Annotated in this window: 13 protein-coding genes; 12 read left to right on the forward strand and 1 reads right to left on the reverse strand. The window is 38.5% G+C overall.

The window, feature by feature from the left end; translation table 11 throughout:
• The first annotated feature begins 9 nt into the window (after window positions 1-9).
• The 7 genes from ACQKN2_RS02460 to prfB all read left to right on the forward strand — a co-directional run bounded on the left by ACQKN2_RS02460 (window position 10) and on the right by prfB (window position 7,539).
• Complete coding sequence (locus ACQKN2_RS02460) at window positions 10-369, forward strand: flagellar protein FliT (RefSeq protein WP_427413539.1); 360 nt, start codon at window positions 10-12, stop codon at window positions 367-369.
• A 76-nt stretch (window positions 370-445) separates the two neighbouring features.
• Window positions 446-856 (forward strand): flagellar export chaperone FliS, encoded by a 411-nt coding sequence (gene fliS, locus ACQKN2_RS02465; protein ID WP_427413540.1) that lies wholly within the window; start codon window positions 446-448, stop codon window positions 854-856.
• Window positions 857-1,263: 407 nt separating this feature from the next.
• Window positions 1,264-1,647: a PilZ domain-containing protein gene (locus ACQKN2_RS02470; protein ID WP_427413541.1), complete on the forward strand. Its 384-nt coding sequence runs from the start codon at window positions 1,264-1,266 to the stop codon at window positions 1,645-1,647.
• A gap of 173 nt (window positions 1,648-1,820) precedes the next feature.
• A complete protein-coding gene (hpf, locus tag ACQKN2_RS02475) occupies window positions 1,821-2,372 on the forward strand; it encodes a ribosome hibernation-promoting factor, HPF/YfiA family (protein ID WP_427413542.1) in 552 nt (183 codons plus the stop codon).
• Between the two features lie 381 nt (window positions 2,373-2,753).
• Window positions 2,754-5,264, forward strand: a complete 2,511-nt coding sequence (secA, locus tag ACQKN2_RS02480; RefSeq protein WP_427413543.1) for a preprotein translocase subunit SecA — start codon at window positions 2,754-2,756, stop codon at window positions 5,262-5,264.
• Between the two features lie 440 nt (window positions 5,265-5,704).
• Window positions 5,705-6,268, forward strand: coding sequence for a competence protein ComK (locus ACQKN2_RS02485; RefSeq protein ID WP_427413544.1), 564 nt, complete (start codon window positions 5,705-5,707; stop codon window positions 6,266-6,268).
• Window positions 6,269-6,434: 166 nt separating this feature from the next.
• Window positions 6,435-7,539, forward strand: a protein-coding gene (prfB, locus tag ACQKN2_RS02490; protein WP_427413545.1) for a peptide chain release factor 2 whose coding sequence is annotated in 2 segments (ribosomal slippage) — window positions 6,435-6,509 and window positions 6,511-7,539 — 1,104 coding nt in all. Because the reading frame shifts where the segments join, the coding sequence is not laid out codon by codon here.
• A gap of 223 nt (window positions 7,540-7,762) precedes the next feature.
• On the opposite strand, the gene ACQKN2_RS02495 is transcribed toward prfB, so the two are convergent.
• Window positions 7,763-8,272, reverse strand: coding sequence for a competence protein ComK (locus ACQKN2_RS02495; RefSeq protein WP_427413546.1), 510 nt, complete (start codon window positions 8,270-8,272; stop codon window positions 7,763-7,765).
• A gap of 226 nt (window positions 8,273-8,498) precedes the next feature.
• Between ACQKN2_RS02495 and ACQKN2_RS02500 the strand changes: the two genes are divergently transcribed.
• From ACQKN2_RS02500 to uvrA, 5 genes are all read left to right on the forward strand, one after another.
• Window positions 8,499-8,741: an IDEAL domain-containing protein gene (locus ACQKN2_RS02500; RefSeq protein ID WP_427413740.1), complete on the forward strand. Its 243-nt coding sequence runs from the start codon at window positions 8,499-8,501 to the stop codon at window positions 8,739-8,741.
• 566 nt (window positions 8,742-9,307) lie between these two features.
• A complete protein-coding gene (locus ACQKN2_RS02505; protein ID WP_427413547.1) occupies window positions 9,308-9,901 on the forward strand; it encodes an RNA polymerase sigma factor in 594 nt (197 codons plus the stop codon).
• Window positions 9,873-11,003, forward strand: a complete 1,131-nt coding sequence (locus ACQKN2_RS02510; protein WP_427413548.1) for a DUF4179 domain-containing protein — start codon at window positions 9,873-9,875, stop codon at window positions 11,001-11,003. Before ACQKN2_RS02505 ends, ACQKN2_RS02510 begins: the two co-directional genes overlap by 29 nt.
• 485 nt (window positions 11,004-11,488) lie before the next feature.
• A complete protein-coding gene (gene uvrB / locus ACQKN2_RS02515; protein WP_427413549.1) occupies window positions 11,489-13,468 on the forward strand; it encodes an excinuclease ABC subunit UvrB in 1,980 nt (659 codons plus the stop codon).
• Between the two features lie 7 nt (window positions 13,469-13,475).
• On the forward strand, window positions 13,476-16,340 hold the full coding sequence (gene uvrA / locus ACQKN2_RS02520; RefSeq protein WP_427413550.1) for an excinuclease ABC subunit UvrA: 2,865 nt from the start codon (window positions 13,476-13,478) through the stop codon (window positions 16,338-16,340).
• Window positions 16,341-16,740: the final 400 nt, after the last annotated feature.

Below are 16,740 nucleotides of genomic sequence, written 5' to 3' on the forward strand. Positions count from 1 at the left end.
GAGAATATTATGCAACTAATAGAACAACTATTGCAGGTGTCAGCTAACTTATTCAAACTTTTAGGCGACATTCCAAAAGGTGAAGAGCGTGATGAATATATTGATAATATTAACAATATGTTAGACAAGCGTGGAAAAATTATTGAAGATTTGGTTCAAGATGGCTTTCAATTCGACGAACAGAATCGCATTCATCGAACGTTACTTGAATTAGATCATGGGATAAAAGAACGATTGGCTGCTGTCATGAGCGCCGTAAAGCAAGATATGGCAAATCTACAAAAAACGAAAAAAAGTGAAGGACAATACTTCGATCCCTACTCGAATGTTCGTGTAATGGATGGCATGTATTATGACAAAAAGAATTAACATTTACCTATTCGCTTTTCTTCTTAATATGGTTTAAACTAGTAAATAAGTAACCTTTCAAAGGAGTTGTCCTTTATTGGCAGCAAATTTAACAGCACAAAACGCGTATAAACAAAATAGTGTTACCACTGCTTCCCCTGGTGAGCTGACGTTAATGCTTTATAATGGATGTTTAAAGTTCTTGCACAAAGCTAAGCTAGCGATTCAAGAAAAGAATGTCCAAGAAAAAAATACAAATCTTATTAAAGCACAAGCAATTATAAGCGAGTTGATGGCGACATTGAATATGGATATCGAAATATCAAAAAATATGTTTGCCCTTTATGAATATATCAACCGTCGTTTAGTCGAGGCAAACATTCAAAATGATGTCGCTATTATTGAAGAAGTTGAGGGATTAGTGACAGAATTCCGTGATACATGGAAGGAAGTTATTCGCATCAATCGACAGCAGCAATTCGGTCAGGGAAACGCTGGACAAATTTAGACAACATAGAGGCCATCAATTCATGATGGTCTCTTTTCTTTGCGAGAAAAGCGAGACACGGCATTTTTATCATTACAAAAGGGAAACATTTAATTTATTTCAGTAGGTGTCCAAACACCCACTGAAATAGAGGAACTCAGTCTAAGAACGCCACGTCCTGTGGCAACGACTGAGTGACCAACATCGTGTTGGCCCAAAGCCTCCGGCGGATGTCACGGAATCGAAAAGGAATGCTTTGTGCAAGCACAAAGTCAATTCCGGACGCAATTATGCCGAGGCATAATTGATTTAGTCATAAAATAGGTCTTTATTCAGTAAGATATGTTACTTATTCCCTCTAGATGTAAAACATGCATCGTGTCATAATCAAGCTACATAGATGTTTAGAATAGTATTGAGGTGGGAAGATGATATTTAAACGCCAAGAAGGCTTTCGATTTAAATTTGATGAGCCTGTTAAAATGACGTTTGCCATATATGAGGATGGTAGCGTCAATCAAGCGCAAACGGCAATGGCTGATTTGCTTGATATTAGTCCACGAGGATTAAAGATGTTTACTGAGGTGGATTTAGGTGTCAATCCTCGTCCTTTGGATTTACGCTTTATTCTGGATACAAAAGAGGTACGAGCTTATGGTGAAGTCATTTGGAGCCGTCCTTTTGGTAATGGTAAGCAGTATGGCGTGAATTTCAATAATCAAGATTCGCTTGAAGATTTGATTATCGAAGAGTTGAAGTTGCGCCGAAGAAAAGAAGCAGATGAGGCAAAACTAAATAATATTCATTCATAATGTAAAATTTCATCAGTAGGGGGGATTTTGTTCATCCCGTGCCTAACTTCTTTGCTTTCGCTGATACTGCTCATGCAGGAAAAAAATTTTTTTGAAAAAAAGAATTATTTTAGAGGAATTTCACACACTTGTGTAGAAATATAAAGTATAGCAGTTATAAAGGAGGAGTTTACATGTTAAACTTTAACATTCGTGGTGAAAATATTGAGGTAACTCCAGCTATTCGAGAATATGTTGAGAACAAAATCGAGAAAGTTGAACGTTATTTTAACGAAGATGTTAACGCCAACGCTAACGTAAATTTAAAGGTTTATAATGACAAGCAAACGAAAGTGGAAGTTACAATTCCAATGAAGAACTTAACTCTTCGTGCAGAAGAGCGTCATACTGATATGTATGCTGCGATTGACTTAATTGTTGATAAATTAGAACGTCAAATCCGTAAGCATAAAACGAAAGTAAACCGTAAATTCCGTGAGCGTGAAGGTACAGGCCTTTATTTTGCTACTTCTCAAGCAGCCGCTGATGCAGTAACAGAAGAAGATGAATACTCAATTGTTCGTACAAAGCAATTTGATTTAAAACCGATGGATCAAGAAGAAGCTGTTTTACAAATGAATATGCTAGGGCATGATTTCTATATCTTTACAGATGCGGAATCAAACGGCACAAATATTGTCTACAAACGTAGAGACGGTAAATACGGCTTAATTGAAACAACTTAAACTTTAATATGTCCAAGGGCTCTCGCCGTAGCGGGGGCCTTTTTTATCTTCATTCAGTAGAAAATTCTTATCTCAATAGGTGATGGAATGATTGCAGGTTTATCTTTTCTCCAAACGCCTACTGAATGAAGATAAGCCTCTGGCAGATGTCACAGATTTTGAAAGGAGTCAATATAAGGGTGTTAGCCTAAAACCGTCGCTTCCTGCGACAAAGGCTAACTGACCTGCGTCGTGCAGGCCTTAGCACAATTCAAAATCCAGACGCAATTACGCCAAGGCGAAATTGATTTGATTTCTTTTTAGGCTAGAGACTCTGTTTGCATGAAACTGTTACACAATGGTAAAATGAAAGTTGAGACTATATAGGAAGTGAAAAAATTCATGGTAAACCTATTAAATAAATTATTTGATTTCAATAAACGTGAACTAAAAAAATTAGAAAAAATCGCTGACCAGGTTGAGGGATTCGCTTCTCAAATGGAACAGCTTTCAGATGATCAATTACAAGCGAAAACAGAAGAATTTAAAAAACGCTTTGCCGACGGAGAGCCTTTAGAGTCGATTCGTGCGGAAGCTTTTGCGGTATGTCGTGAAGGATCAAAGCGTGTGTTAGAGATGTACCCATTCCGTGTACAAATTATGGGTGCTGCGGCATTAGATGAAGGTAACATTGCGGAAATGAAAACTGGTGAAGGTAAAACGTTAACGGCTACGATGGCTGTTTACTTAAATGCCATTACTAGTAAAGGCGTACATGTTGTGACAGTCAATGAATATTTAGCGAGTCGTGATGCTGAGGAAATGGGACATCTGTATAATTTCTTAGGCTTAACGGTTGGCTTAAATTTGAACAGCCTTACAAAAGAAGAAAAACGTGCAGCCTATGAAGCTGATATTACGTATGGTACAAACAATGAGCTAGGCTTTGACTATTTACGTGATAATATGGTGCTTTATAAAGAGGAACGTGTACAACGTCCGCTACACTATGCGGTCATCGATGAGGTTGACTCGATTTTAATTGATGAAGCGCGTACGCCATTAATTATTTCGGGTCAGGCTGGGAAATCAGCGCAGCTTTATAAACAGTCTAATGCGTTTGTTCGTATGTTAAGTGCGGAAACGGATTACACATATGAAGAGTCGACAAAGGGTGTAACGTTGACAGATGCTGGTGTTGAAAAGGCAGAGAAAGCATTTGGCATTGATAACCTGTTTGATTTAACACATGTACGTTTAAACCATGCGATTAACCAATCGTTAAAGGCACATGTAAGTATGCATAATGATGTTGATTATGTTGTACAAGAGGGAGAAATCATTATTGTTGATGGCTTTACAGGTCGTTTAATGAAAGGTCGTCGCTACTCAGATGGACTGCATCAGGCGATCGAGGCCAAAGAGGGCGTTGAGATTCAAAATGAATCGATGACGATGGCGACAATTACATTCCAAAACTACTTCCGTATGTATCAAAAGCTTTCAGGTATGACAGGTACAGCGAAAACAGAGGAAGAGGAATTCCGTAATATTTATAATATGAGTGTTGTGGCGATTCCAACGAATAAGCCGATTGCTCGTGATGACCGTGCTGACTTAATTTTTGCTTCGATGGAAGGAAAATATAAAGCGGTGGCGGCAGATATTGCAGAGCGCCATAAAGCTGGACAACCAGTTCTTGTTGGTACTGTTGCTATTGAAACATCTGAAATTATTTCGGATTTATTGAATAAACATAAAATCCCACATAACGTCTTGAATGCGAAAAACCATGAGCGTGAAGCAGAAATTATTGCGAATGCTGGTATGAAGGGTGCCGTAACGATCGCTACGAACATGGCTGGTCGTGGTACAGACATTAAGCCTGGCGAAGGTGTAATGGAGATTGGCGGTTTAGCGGTAATTGGTACGGAGCGTCATGAATCTCGCCGTATCGATAATCAGCTGCGTGGTCGTTCTGGTCGTCAAGGGAACCCAGGTATTACGCAATTCTATCTGTCACTAGAAGATGAATTAATGCGTCGTTTTGGCTCTGATAATATGAAATCCATGATGATGAAGTTAGGGATGGATGATTCACAGCCACTTCAATCTAAAGTTGTTTCAAGAGCGGTAGAATCAGCTCAAAAACGTGTTGAAGGTAATAACTTCGATGCTCGTAAACGTTTATTACAATATGATGATGTGCTACGTCAGCAACGTGAGATTATTTATCAAGAGCGTTACGATGTATTAGAAACAGAAAATATGCGTGTGCTTGTTGAGTCGATGATTCAAGAAACAATCGATAACATTGTCGCAGTGTATACGCAAGGTGAGCAGAAGGATTGGAACTTAAAAGCAATTGATGACTTTGTCGCAGCAAATCTATTAGATGAAGGCGTTCTGAAGGTGACAGATTTCCAAGGTAAATCTGCAGAAGAGATTAACCAGCTAATTTCTAACACTGTCCAAGCACGTTATGATGAAAAAGAAGAACAGCTTACACCAGAGCGTATGCGTGAATTTGAAAAAGTTATCTTATTACGTTCAATTGATACGAAGTGGATTGATCATATTGATGCTATGGATCAGTTACGTCAAGGTATCCATCTTCGTGCATATGGTCAAAATGACCCGCTTCGTGAGTATCAACAAGAAGGCTTTGCTATGTTTGAAGATATGGTTGCTTCCATTCGCGAAGATGTAGCAAAATATGCGATGAAAGCAGAAATCAACAATAATTTAGAGCGTGAGGAAGTTGCAAAAGGTCAAGCTGTTAATCCGAAAGAGGATGGCGGTTCAGCTCCGAGAAAGCAACCTGTCCGTAAGTCAGAAAATATCGGACGTAATGATTTATGTCCATGTGGAAGCGGTAAGAAATTTAAAAACTGCCATGGTGCAGGGCAATAAGTGTATGATGACGAAAAAGATCATTTTAACGATAAGTTAAAATGGTCTTTTTTTCTATGTTTGAGGATATCTTCACGATTTAAATGGATGGATATCCTTGCTGCAAATAAAGCGGACAATGAGGAACGGTTTGTCCATTTATGCTTTGCTATACGTGAAAATATTTGAAAATTCAGAAAAAGGTATATAATACTACAACAACAGGTAAATAGTTCAATAAAAAGGGTAATGTTTATAACTTTTTTCTGATTTATTATGAATATAAAAGAATAGTCTGAAAGTTATGAAATAGGAAACCGAGGGGGTGATTGATATGTGGAGATAAAAAATCCTCGAGAACAGTAGTCCGTGGAAGACCTTCTCGAGGAAATAAATTGGAGTATACCAATATATTTAGTAGTATACTCCTCTTTACTAGAAAAAATAAAGGAGGATTAACAATGCAGTGTGATGACATTATGAGTAGCGAAACGATGCTGTATATGCCGGAGTATGATGCCTTAGGAAACTTGTGCACGCGCGTAATTGAAAGGGATAGCGAATATATTTCAAAATTAGCGCCTACAAAATTAATGGATTATAATCTACGATATTTTGGTTCAAGCTTAAGAGGGGCATTCGATGGCTCGAAAATGATACTGGGAAAGCTAAATAAAAATCCAATAGTTGTTCATGAACGAAGTAATATTGTATGGTTTCCAAGTAAGTCTTTTATACGACCTGAATGTCAATGGTTTGCTGTCCATCATATTCAGGACTATCAAGCTATGGATAAAAAGAATACAAAAGTAATTTTTATGAACGGCTATGAAATTACTGTGGATCTAAGTTTCAGATCATTTGAATACAGAATTCAAAGAGCATATTTACTAAAATATAAACTGGAGAAACGAACGAAGCATTTACTAGTTCAATATGATCAAGGTAGAGTATTCCCGCGAATGACGAACAACGTTATCTTTGACGAGGATGTTAAAACTGATAGAAACAAAACTGTGTTGTAAAAAAGTATGTTTTCCTTCGTAAAAACGTTATAATAAAGAGATACGGGGCTTGAAAGAAATGAGGGAGAAGTGTTTTAAAATCATTTCTTAACGCTTTTAAAAACCTGTATGGTTGTCATAAAAGTTTATCAGATTGCCCCATTAAAAATGTTCGGAGGATTTAACAATGATTGAATTAGCAGATGTACGTAACGCGTTAGACACTTCAGCCAAAAAATTGGCGGACTTTAGGGGGTCTCTTTGACTTAGAAAACAAAGAGGCACGTATGCAGGAATTAGATGAAATGATGCTTGAGCCAGGCTTCTGGGATGACCAGCAAGGTGCACAGGTAATCATTAATGAGAGTAATGGCTTAAAAGCAATTGTTAATGAATATAAAGATTTAGTGGAAACACACGAGAACCTAGACATGACGCTAGAGCTATTGCAAGAAGAGCCTGATGAAGAATTGCAGGAGGAGCTAGGCAATGAATTAGTAGAATTCCAGCAAAAAATGGGCGATTTTGAGCTGCAATTACTATTAAGTGGCCCTTATGATCAAAACAATGCGATTTTAGAGTTGCACCCAGGAGCAGGTGGTACGGAATCTCAGGATTGGGGCTCAATGCTACTTCGTATGTACACACGCTGGGCGGAAAAACGTGGCTTTAAAGTGGAAACAGTTGATTATCTTCCTGGTGATGAGGCGGGTATTAAATCTGTAACATTGTCCATTAAGGGTCATAATGCTTACGGCTATTTACAAGCAGAAAAAGGTGTCCATCGATTAGTACGTATTTCACCGTTTGACTCTTCAGGTCGTCGTCATACATCATTCGTTTCTTGTGATGTTATGCCTGAATTCGATGATAATATTGAAATTGATATTCGCACAGAGGATTTAAAAATTGATACGTATCGTGCAACAGGAGCTGGTGGTCAGCATATTAACACGACAGATTCAGCTGTTCGTATTACGCACACTCCAACGGGTACTGTCGTACAATGTCAGGCAGAACGTTCACAAATTAAAAACCGTGAAAAAGCTATGACGATGTTAAAAGGGAAGCTCTATCAATTAGAGATTGAAAAGCAGCAGGCACAGCTAGATGAAATCCGTGGTGAACAGAAGGAAATCGGCTGGGGTTCACAAATTCGTTCATACGTATTCCATCCTTACTCAATGGTGAAGGATCATCGTACAAATGAAGAAACAGGTAATGTAGGAGCGGTGATGGATGGCGATTTAGATCCATTCATTAATGCATATTTACGTTCAAAAATCGGGTAATGAAGGCCCCTCAGAGGCACAGTAAATTGTGCTTTTGAGGGGTTTTTATTGTCATTCAGCAGATATTTTTTGTAGCGTAAGCAAAGCGTCAGCTACAGAAGACCCCACCGAAGAGATGCGGACGCATTGTTTATCTGCGCGAAAGCGAAGCGTCAGCTACAAATGTTTTCTGTAGCGAAAGCAAAGCGCCAGCTACAATTACGCCAAGGCGAAATTGATTGCTTTAAAAAGGAGGGTGATTCGGGGTGTCCTGACTAATCTGCTTGCGCTCATCCATGTAATGCTTATATAACATCGATGCATTGACAAATTGCTTGCTAATCGAAGCATATTGAATGGGTAATTCAATTTGTTTATCGTTTTTCAGTGTGACGATACAGCCCGTTATACTCGGTACAATATTAGAAATGGCGTGAAGTCCAATCCAGATGTTGTGGATAGAGTTTGGCGAATAGATTGGTAGAAAAATACACGGATAACCATAATCATAAGCAACGACGATTGGAAGCTTATGCTGATTGCCGAAGAAACGTTTGGCGGAATGTTTTGCTGCTTCATAGGTTGTGCCTAGTGAAATACAAGATTTTCGTAATATATGCATTGGCTTCCGTGTGACGATAAGCTCATTATGCTTGTCAATTACCCGAGTGAAAATTTTAGAGTCGTACTGAACTGGTTGAAGTAAATAGGTGTTAAAAGAAAGTAAATATCCATTGACGTAGTTTGCTGACATCTATGTAAGCCTCCTTTTTCTATTTTCTTCTTGAAGTGTAAAATACAAAATTAAATTCAGAAAATATAGATAAATGAAGGAATCTCGCGCTATTTCAAGCAATTGCTTAGAAAAATTGCTTAAAATAGCACGAGAATAATAGTAAATCGAAGTGATTTTCAGTTCTTAAGCATTGCATTTTAATTTCAATTTTCTTATAATTTAGAAAAGGATCGAGGTGAGATCGTTGGATAAATATTATTCGTATACAGATTTTCTAAAAGCCGTTGGTCAGACAAAGAAAGTTGATGAGGCAGAGAAATTATTAAACGAGATTTATTTAGATTTATTTTTAAATCATATCCAGCGTAAGCATCGTGAAGAGCAGCTCATGGTTCTGATAGATAGAGCACTCGATGACAAAGATGAAAAAGCATTTCATCTATACGCAAACGAACTAGAAGCTTTACACCAAGATACAACTGAATAATATGACGAGCCCGCTCTCTGTTATTGGAGGGTGGGATTTTTTTGTGATTTTATTTGCAAAATTGATGAGTGGAAACCTTTAATTCGTTAGGAATGTAGGGCAAGTACCTGCATGGTTTGCGACTCGAGCTAAGGCATTTTTGGTTAAAAGTGATTTTTAAAGGTACTTGGATAACCAAGTCTCTTTTGTAGAAAATGATTTATGCAAGGATTTTATACACTCTATCAGGCGTGTTGATTAGGAAATTATAGGTTTATTATTGGATGATAAAAGGATTTTTTTGTTGATATTTTGCTAATGTATGCTCATTTTAACCGATTGTAGCGTAGGGCTACTCGACTCCCGCGGGAAAGCGAGACAGACGAGACCCTGCACGTAGCGGAAATCAGAGCCTTCTAATTAATTAGAGTGGATAAAAATGGTTAATCAACACACTTGACACGTTATAGAAGTAAAGCGCGTCCTAAGCTGTGTCTCTTCTTTTAAAATCTTTCCCTAAAATTTTTTTATAGTGTCACAAATCCCCATTAATTTCAGTTATATAGGTTAGAAAGGAAGGGAGACATTTGACTGTACTGAATAACTCTAAGGAAAAAGCCGATTTAGATATAAAATCTATCGTGGAACAAGTTCAAACAGGTGATATTCATGCCTATACAGAAATAATTCGTTGTTTTCAAAAGCCAATCTATATTTACTGCTACTATCTTTTAGGAAACAAAGAAGAAGCTGAGGATGCTTCACAAGATATTTTTATAAAGGGGTTAGAGAATATTAGTAATTTTTCTTATACTGTTTCTTTCTCAGCATGGCTTTATAAAATTGCTCATCATCACTGTATTGATTTAATAAAAAAGAAAAATAAAGGCTATAAATTTTGGACAAGTTTTAAGAAAGATCATGCGTACAATCACACTCATGAACAAGAAACTCAATATGACGATATCATTCATGAGTTATTAGAACAGTTACATATGGACGAAAGAAGGATTCTGCTACTTCGATCGATAGAGGAATATAGCTTCGACGAAATCGCTTCGATTATGGAGCTTAAACCAACTACTGTTCGAAAAAAATATGAACGATTACGTAAAAAATTGATGAAAAAGAATAAGTTGGGAGGGGAAATGTATGAACACTCGTTCAAAACAGGAGGATAAAGAGTTAGAGCAGTTAGAAAGATTCATTCGAGAAACACCTGTGGAAGTTGATTTGGTAAATCGTACTATGAGCAAATATGAAAGTAGTCGTAATACAAAGCCGGCTGAAAAATTTAGAACTCGTAAGAACTTACGTCAAAGAGTCATGATGATTACCGCCTCCGCAGCAATGATTTTTAGTTTGATCATTGTCACGGGTTTAATTTCACCAACGATGGCGGCGACGATGAAAGAAGTGCCTTTATTATCATCTGTTTTTAAATTTACAAGGGATCTTGGTCTACACGCCGCAGATGAAAAGGGACTCTCAACAAAATTGAATACAAGCGTTACGCATGAAGGCGTTACATTAAATGTAACAGAAGTAGTGTATGACGGTACACGTGTTGCAATTGGGATTGAACGCCATCATAAAGAAGGTGAAAATTTAAAAGAAAGTTTATCAGATCAAATGAGTAATATTGAATTTTTACTAAATGGTGAACCACTGAATCACACCAATTTTAGTGGTGTTTATGGACAACCAAGTAAGGATAATAATTCCGCAATATTTGAATTTGCAGATTTGAAAAATCAAGGTGGAAGTCCCTTCCCAAAGCAGTTTAATTTGACATTATCCACTACAATAACTGGGATTTCTGAACCTTTTAAAATGGATATTCCAGTGAGTGATATTGGTAACTATGTAAACCTACAACCTAATATAAGTAGAAAATACAAAAATAATCAGTTTACTATTGAACAAATTATACTAACTCCCATAACAACTAGTATTACAACAAGAATAGCCTTGCTTGATAAATCAACTTCTGTAGATTTCCGGGAAGGAATACGTATCGAAGTTTATGATGAACAAGGGCGTGAACTAAAACTAATTAATGGCAATGGTAGACGTGAGACAAATAAAGGAAATAGCGATTTCATCATGGATTTACGAGTACATCCATTTGAAACCTTACCAAAAGCCATTACAATCAAACCGTATATCTATCTTTATAATGACTACTCAAAAGGAACATATCAAGAGGATGAAAATGGTGACCCGATAATTCAATATATTCCTGAGCTGGAGGTTACACTACCAATTAACTCACAAAAATAAAAAAGTAGAGAAAGTGGGGCAAATCTCACTTTCTCTACTTTTAGTGTTTCAAATTATTTACTTACTTTAAAAATATAATTTTCCAACCAAGTTGATCAGTTTAACTGGTAACCCGATCACTTTTCCAACCAAGCTGATCAGTTCTTCAAGCAACCTGATCAATTCTTCAATCAGTTCCCCTAGGCTCCGCTTACATAACCCTTTAATCAATCTAAACCCGACGAGCAATCCATCACCAAACAGTGATATTCCTGCCAAGGTCATGTATTTACATCGTCCCATCTCGATTAGCTAACATTTGGAAAGGGTAATCTATTTATAGAGAGGTTCCAATTAATTATTGCAGTACATACGTTCTGTTAAATTTATCGCAAATATAGTAATCGGAAAAATATTTACAAACATTCGTTCGTTAAATGTTCGAAATTTTAATAACGCTATGCTAAAATATATGTACAAATTGGAAGGAAAGGACGGGGACATGTGTGCAAACATTTGATTTACAAGCGCCATATACGCCTAGTGGAGATCAGCCGCAGGCAATTGCGGAATTAGTGGAGGGTGTGCGTGCAGGTAAACGTCATCAAACTTTGCTTGGTGCAACAGGAACAGGTAAAACGTTTACGATCTCTAATGTCATTAAACAGGTAAAAAAACCGACACTTATTATGGCACACAATAAAACACTAGCGGGTCAATTGTATAGTGAGTTTAAAGACTTCTTCCCTGATAATGCAGTTGAATACTTTGTCAGCTACTATGATTACTTTCAGCCAGAAGCTTATGTACCGCAGACGGATACTTATATCGAGAAAGATTCAAGCATTAATGATGAAATTGATAAGTTGCGTCACTCTGCGACATCTGCATTATTCGAGCGTGATGATGTCATTATTATTGCATCCGTGTCCTGTATTTATGGTCTAGGTTCTCCAGAAGAATATAGTGAACTGGTCGTGTCAGTGCGTACGGGAATGGAAATTGAACGTAATCAGTTGCTTCGAAAATTGGTCGATGTGCAGTATGAGCGTAATGATGTGAGTTTTACACGTGGGAAATTTCGGGTACGTGGTGATGTAGTGGAAATTTTCCCTGCATCCCGTGATGAACATTGTATCCGCGTGGAATTTTTTGGAGATGAGATTGATCGAATTCGCGAGGTAGATGCGTTAACTGGAGAAATACTAGCAGAGCGTGATCATGTTGCTATTTTCCCAGCATCCCACTTCGTTACACGAGAAGAAAAAATGCTAAAAGCTATTGATAATATTGAAAAAGAGTTGGAGGAGCGTTTAGCTCTTTTGCGTGCAGAGGATAGATTATTAGAGGCGCAGCGTTTAGAGCAACGCACTCGTTACGATTTAGAAATGATGCGTGAAATGGGCTTTTGCTCGGGTATTGAAAACTACTCGCGTCATTTAACATTGCGTGAAGCGGGGGCAACTCCATATACGCTACTTGACTATTTCCCTGAGGATTTTTTACTTGTGGTCGATGAAAGTCACGTGACTTTGCCGCAAGTTCGAGGGATGTATAACGGTGACCAAGCACGTAAAGGTGTGCTTGTTGAACATGGCTTCCGTTTGCCATCTGCACTAGATAACCGCCCGTTACGTTTTGAAGAATATGAGAAACATATACATCAAGCTATTTATGTATCGGCAACACCTGGACCTTATGAGCTTGAGCATACTCCGGAAATGGTGCAGCAAATTATTCGTCCAACTGGGCTACTTGATCCACAAATTGAAGTACGTCCTATTGAAGGGCAAATTGATGATTTAATCGATGAGATTCAAGGGCGTATTGCTTGTAATGAACGAGTGCTCGTTACAACATTGACGAAAAAAATGTCAGAGGATTTATCAGCTTATTTGAAAGAAATGGGCTTAAAGGTGGAGTACTTACATTCAGAGATTAAGACGCTAGAGCGAATTGAAATTATTCGCGAGCTGCGAAAAGGTACGTATGATGTTTTAATCGGCATTAACTTATTGCGAGAAGGGCTAGATATTCCTGAGGTTTCTCTAGTGGCGATTTTAGATGCTGACAAAGAAGGATTTTTACGTTCAGAGCGTTCATTAATTCAAACGATTGGACGTGCCGCGCGTAATGCTAATGGTCATGTCATTATGTATGCAGATAATATGACGGATTCGATGAAAAAGGCGATTGAGGAAACGAAGCGTCGTCGAGTACTGCAAATGGCGTATAACGAGGAACATGGTATTACACCGAAAACGATTGTTAAGAAAATTCCTAATGTTATTCGTGCGACACAGGTGGCAGAGGAAGAAGAGACTTATGTAGCGAAGGCCACAAAAGGTAAGAAGCTGACGAAGGCGGAAAAAGAGCAGTTACTTGCTTCGCTAGAAGTAGAAATGAAGGAAGCAGCAAAAGCACTCGATTTCGAACGTGCTGCTGAGCTGCGCGATACAATATTTGAATTGAAATTAGAAGGGTGAACGGCTTGTGAAAAATACTGAAATAGTCGTGCAGGGCGCACGAGCACATAATTTAAAAAATATCAATGTCACAATTCCACGCGATCAATTAGTCGTGCTAACAGGTTTATCGGGCTCAGGGAAATCATCATTAGCGTTCGATACGATTTATGCCGAGGGACAACGCCGTTATGTAGAATCCCTTTCAGCCTATGCCCGTCAATTTCTTGGTCAAATGGATAAACCAGACGTCGATGCGATAGAGGGATTATCTCCTGCTATTTCAATCGATCAAAAAACGACGAGCCGTAACCCACGTTCGACAGTTGGTACAGTAACGGAAATCTATGATTATTTACGTTTGCTATATGCGCGCATCGGTAAGCCTATTTGTCCGAATCATGGTGTTGAAATTACCTCCCAAACGATTGAGCAAATGGTTGATCGTTTATTAACTTATCCAGAAAGAACGAAAATGCAGTTGCTTGCTCCAATGGTAGCAGGGCGTAAAGGAACACACGTAAAGCTACTGGAGGATTTAAAAAAGCAAGGCTTTGTTCGAGTACGTATCGACGGTGAGCTACGTGATTTAGATGATTCAATTGAACTTGATAAAAACAAAAAACATTCAATAGAAGTAGTCATCGATCGTGTTGTTATGAAGGAAGGTGTCGCGGCACGTCTTAGTGATTCCTTAGAGACAGCATTACGTTTGGCAGAAGGGCGAGTACTTGTCGATGTGATGGAGCATGAGGAATTATTATTTAGTGAGCACCATGCTTGTCCATTATGTGGATTTTCAATCGGTGAGCTAGAGCCTCGTATGTTTTCATTTAACAGTCCATTTGGAGCTTGTCCAAGCTGTGATGGTTTAGGCTCGACACAAGAGGTAGATCTTGATTTAGTAGTACCTGATTGGAATCGAAGTTTATTAGAGCATGCTTTAGCACCGTGGGAACCGACAAGCTCTCAATATTATCCACAGTTATTAAAGGCTGTGTGCGATCATTATGCTATCCCGATGGACGTACCCGTAAAGGATCTACCGAAAGAAAAGATGGATAAAATTTTATATGGTTCTGGTAAAGACAAAATCCACTTCCATTATGAAAATGAGTTTGGCAATGTGCGAGATCAAATGATTGAATTCGAAGGTGTTATCCGTAATGTGGAGCGCCGTTTTAAGGAGACAACGTCTGATTACGTACGTGAACAAATGGAGAAATATATGGCGCAGCAAGCATGTCCATCTTGTAAAGGGTATCGCTTAAAGCCTGAAACATTAGCTGTAAAACTAGCAGATAAGCATATTGGTGAAGTTACACAGTATTCGATTCAGGAAGCTGATACATTTTTCAAAGAGCTGGATTTATCAGAAAAAGATATGAAAATTGCTCGACTTGTTTTACGAGAAATTGAAGAGCGACTTGGCTTCCTTGTTAATGTAGGGTTAGATTATTTAACGTTAAGTCGAGCGGCAGGAACACTTTCAGGGGGAGAAGCTCAACGAATTCGCCTTGCGACACAAATCGGCTCACGTTTAACAGGTGTGCTCTATATTTTAGACGAACCATCAATCGGCTTGCATCAACGTGATAATGATCGTCTTATAAGTACACTGCAAAATATGCGTGATATTGGCAATACGCTTATTGTTGTCGAGCACGATGAAGATACAATGCTTGCGGCAGATTATCTTATTGATGTTGGTCCTGGTGCAGGTGTGCATGGCGGTCAAATTGTAGCGGCAGGAACACCGCAGGAAGTAATGGAAAATGAAGAGTCTTTGACGGGGCAATATTTAAGTGGTAAGAAGTTTATTCCACTGCCAATTGAGCGACGCAAACCGAATGGACGCAAATTATCGATTAAAGGTGCCAAGGAAAATAATCTTCAAAATGTGAAGGTGGATGTACCACTTGGTTTATTCGTTGCAGTAACAGGGGTTTCAGGGTCAGGTAAATCAACGCTTATTAATGAAATTTTATATAAGTCATTGGCTCAAAAGCTTAATCGTTCAAAGGTGAAGCCAGGAGAACATAAAGAAATAACAGGGATTGATGAGCTAGAAAAGGTTATTGATATTGACCAATCACCAATCGGTCGTACACCTCGCTCTAATCCTGCTACGTATACAGGTGTTTTTGATGATATTCGAGATGTTTTCGCAGTAACAAATGAAGCGAAAGTACGTGGCTATAAAAAAGGTCGCTTTAGCTTCAACGTTAAGGGAGGTCGCTGTGAGGCCTGTCGTGGTGACGGTATTATAAAAATTGAAATGCATTTCCTACCAGATGTTTACGTCCCATGTGAAGTCTGTCATGGGAAGCGTTATAATCGTGAAACACTTGAAGTGAAATATAAAGATAAGAGCATTGCGGATATTTTAGATATGACGATTGAAAACGCAGTCGTATTCTTCGAAAATATTCCGAAAATCCAGCGTAAGCTACAAACAATCGTGGATGTAGGATTAGGCTATATGAAATTAGGACAACCTGCCACAACGTTATCTGGTGGTGAGGCACAGCGTGTAAAATTAGCCTCTGAATTACACCGTCGTTCAACAGGTAAATCATTCTATATTTTAGACGAGCCGACAACGGGCTTACATGCGCATGATATTGCACGTTTACTCGTTGTTTTACAGCGGCTTGTAGAAAATGGCGATTCAGTGCTAGTCATCGAACATAATTTAGATGTTATCAAAACAGCAGACTACATTATCGACTTAGGGCCTGAAGGCGGAGACAAAGGTGGCACGATTGTGGCAACAGGTACACCAGAAGAAGTCGCTGAAGTCAGTGGCTCGTATACAGGTAAATATTTAAAGCCAATATTAACAAGAGATCGTCTACGTATGGAAGCTGTTTTAGCCAAAGCTTCTCAATAAAGTCCTAAAAAGTTCGCAAATTTTCTAAGGAGATTTGCGAACTTTTTTACGATAAAGGGCATACTGCGAAGGTGGATGTCGATAATAAATCAATTATGCCTCGGCATAATTGCGTCTGGAATCGGCTTTGTGCTAGCACAAAGAACTCCTTCCCGATTCCGTGACATCCGCCGGAGGCTTAACTTCTTTCAGCGGGTGTTTGGATACCCGTTGAAAGAAGTTAAAAGTTGGGTGATAAAACGCGAAAGTTAGTCGATAAACTTCAAAAGTTGGGTGATAAAACGTGAAAGTTTATCGATAAACTTCAAAAGTTGGGTGATATTCAATTAAAACGTATGTCATGTGAATAAGTTGATTGGAGTGGAGGCTGGGCAACTCCTTGGGGATTAGCGTCAGAGGA

Origin of the sequence: Lysinibacillus sp. NPDC093688, from assembly GCF_050280145.1 — a bacterium.
GTDB classification, from domain to species: Bacteria; Bacillota; Bacilli; order Bacillales_A; family Planococcaceae; genus Lysinibacillus; species Lysinibacillus xylanilyticus_B.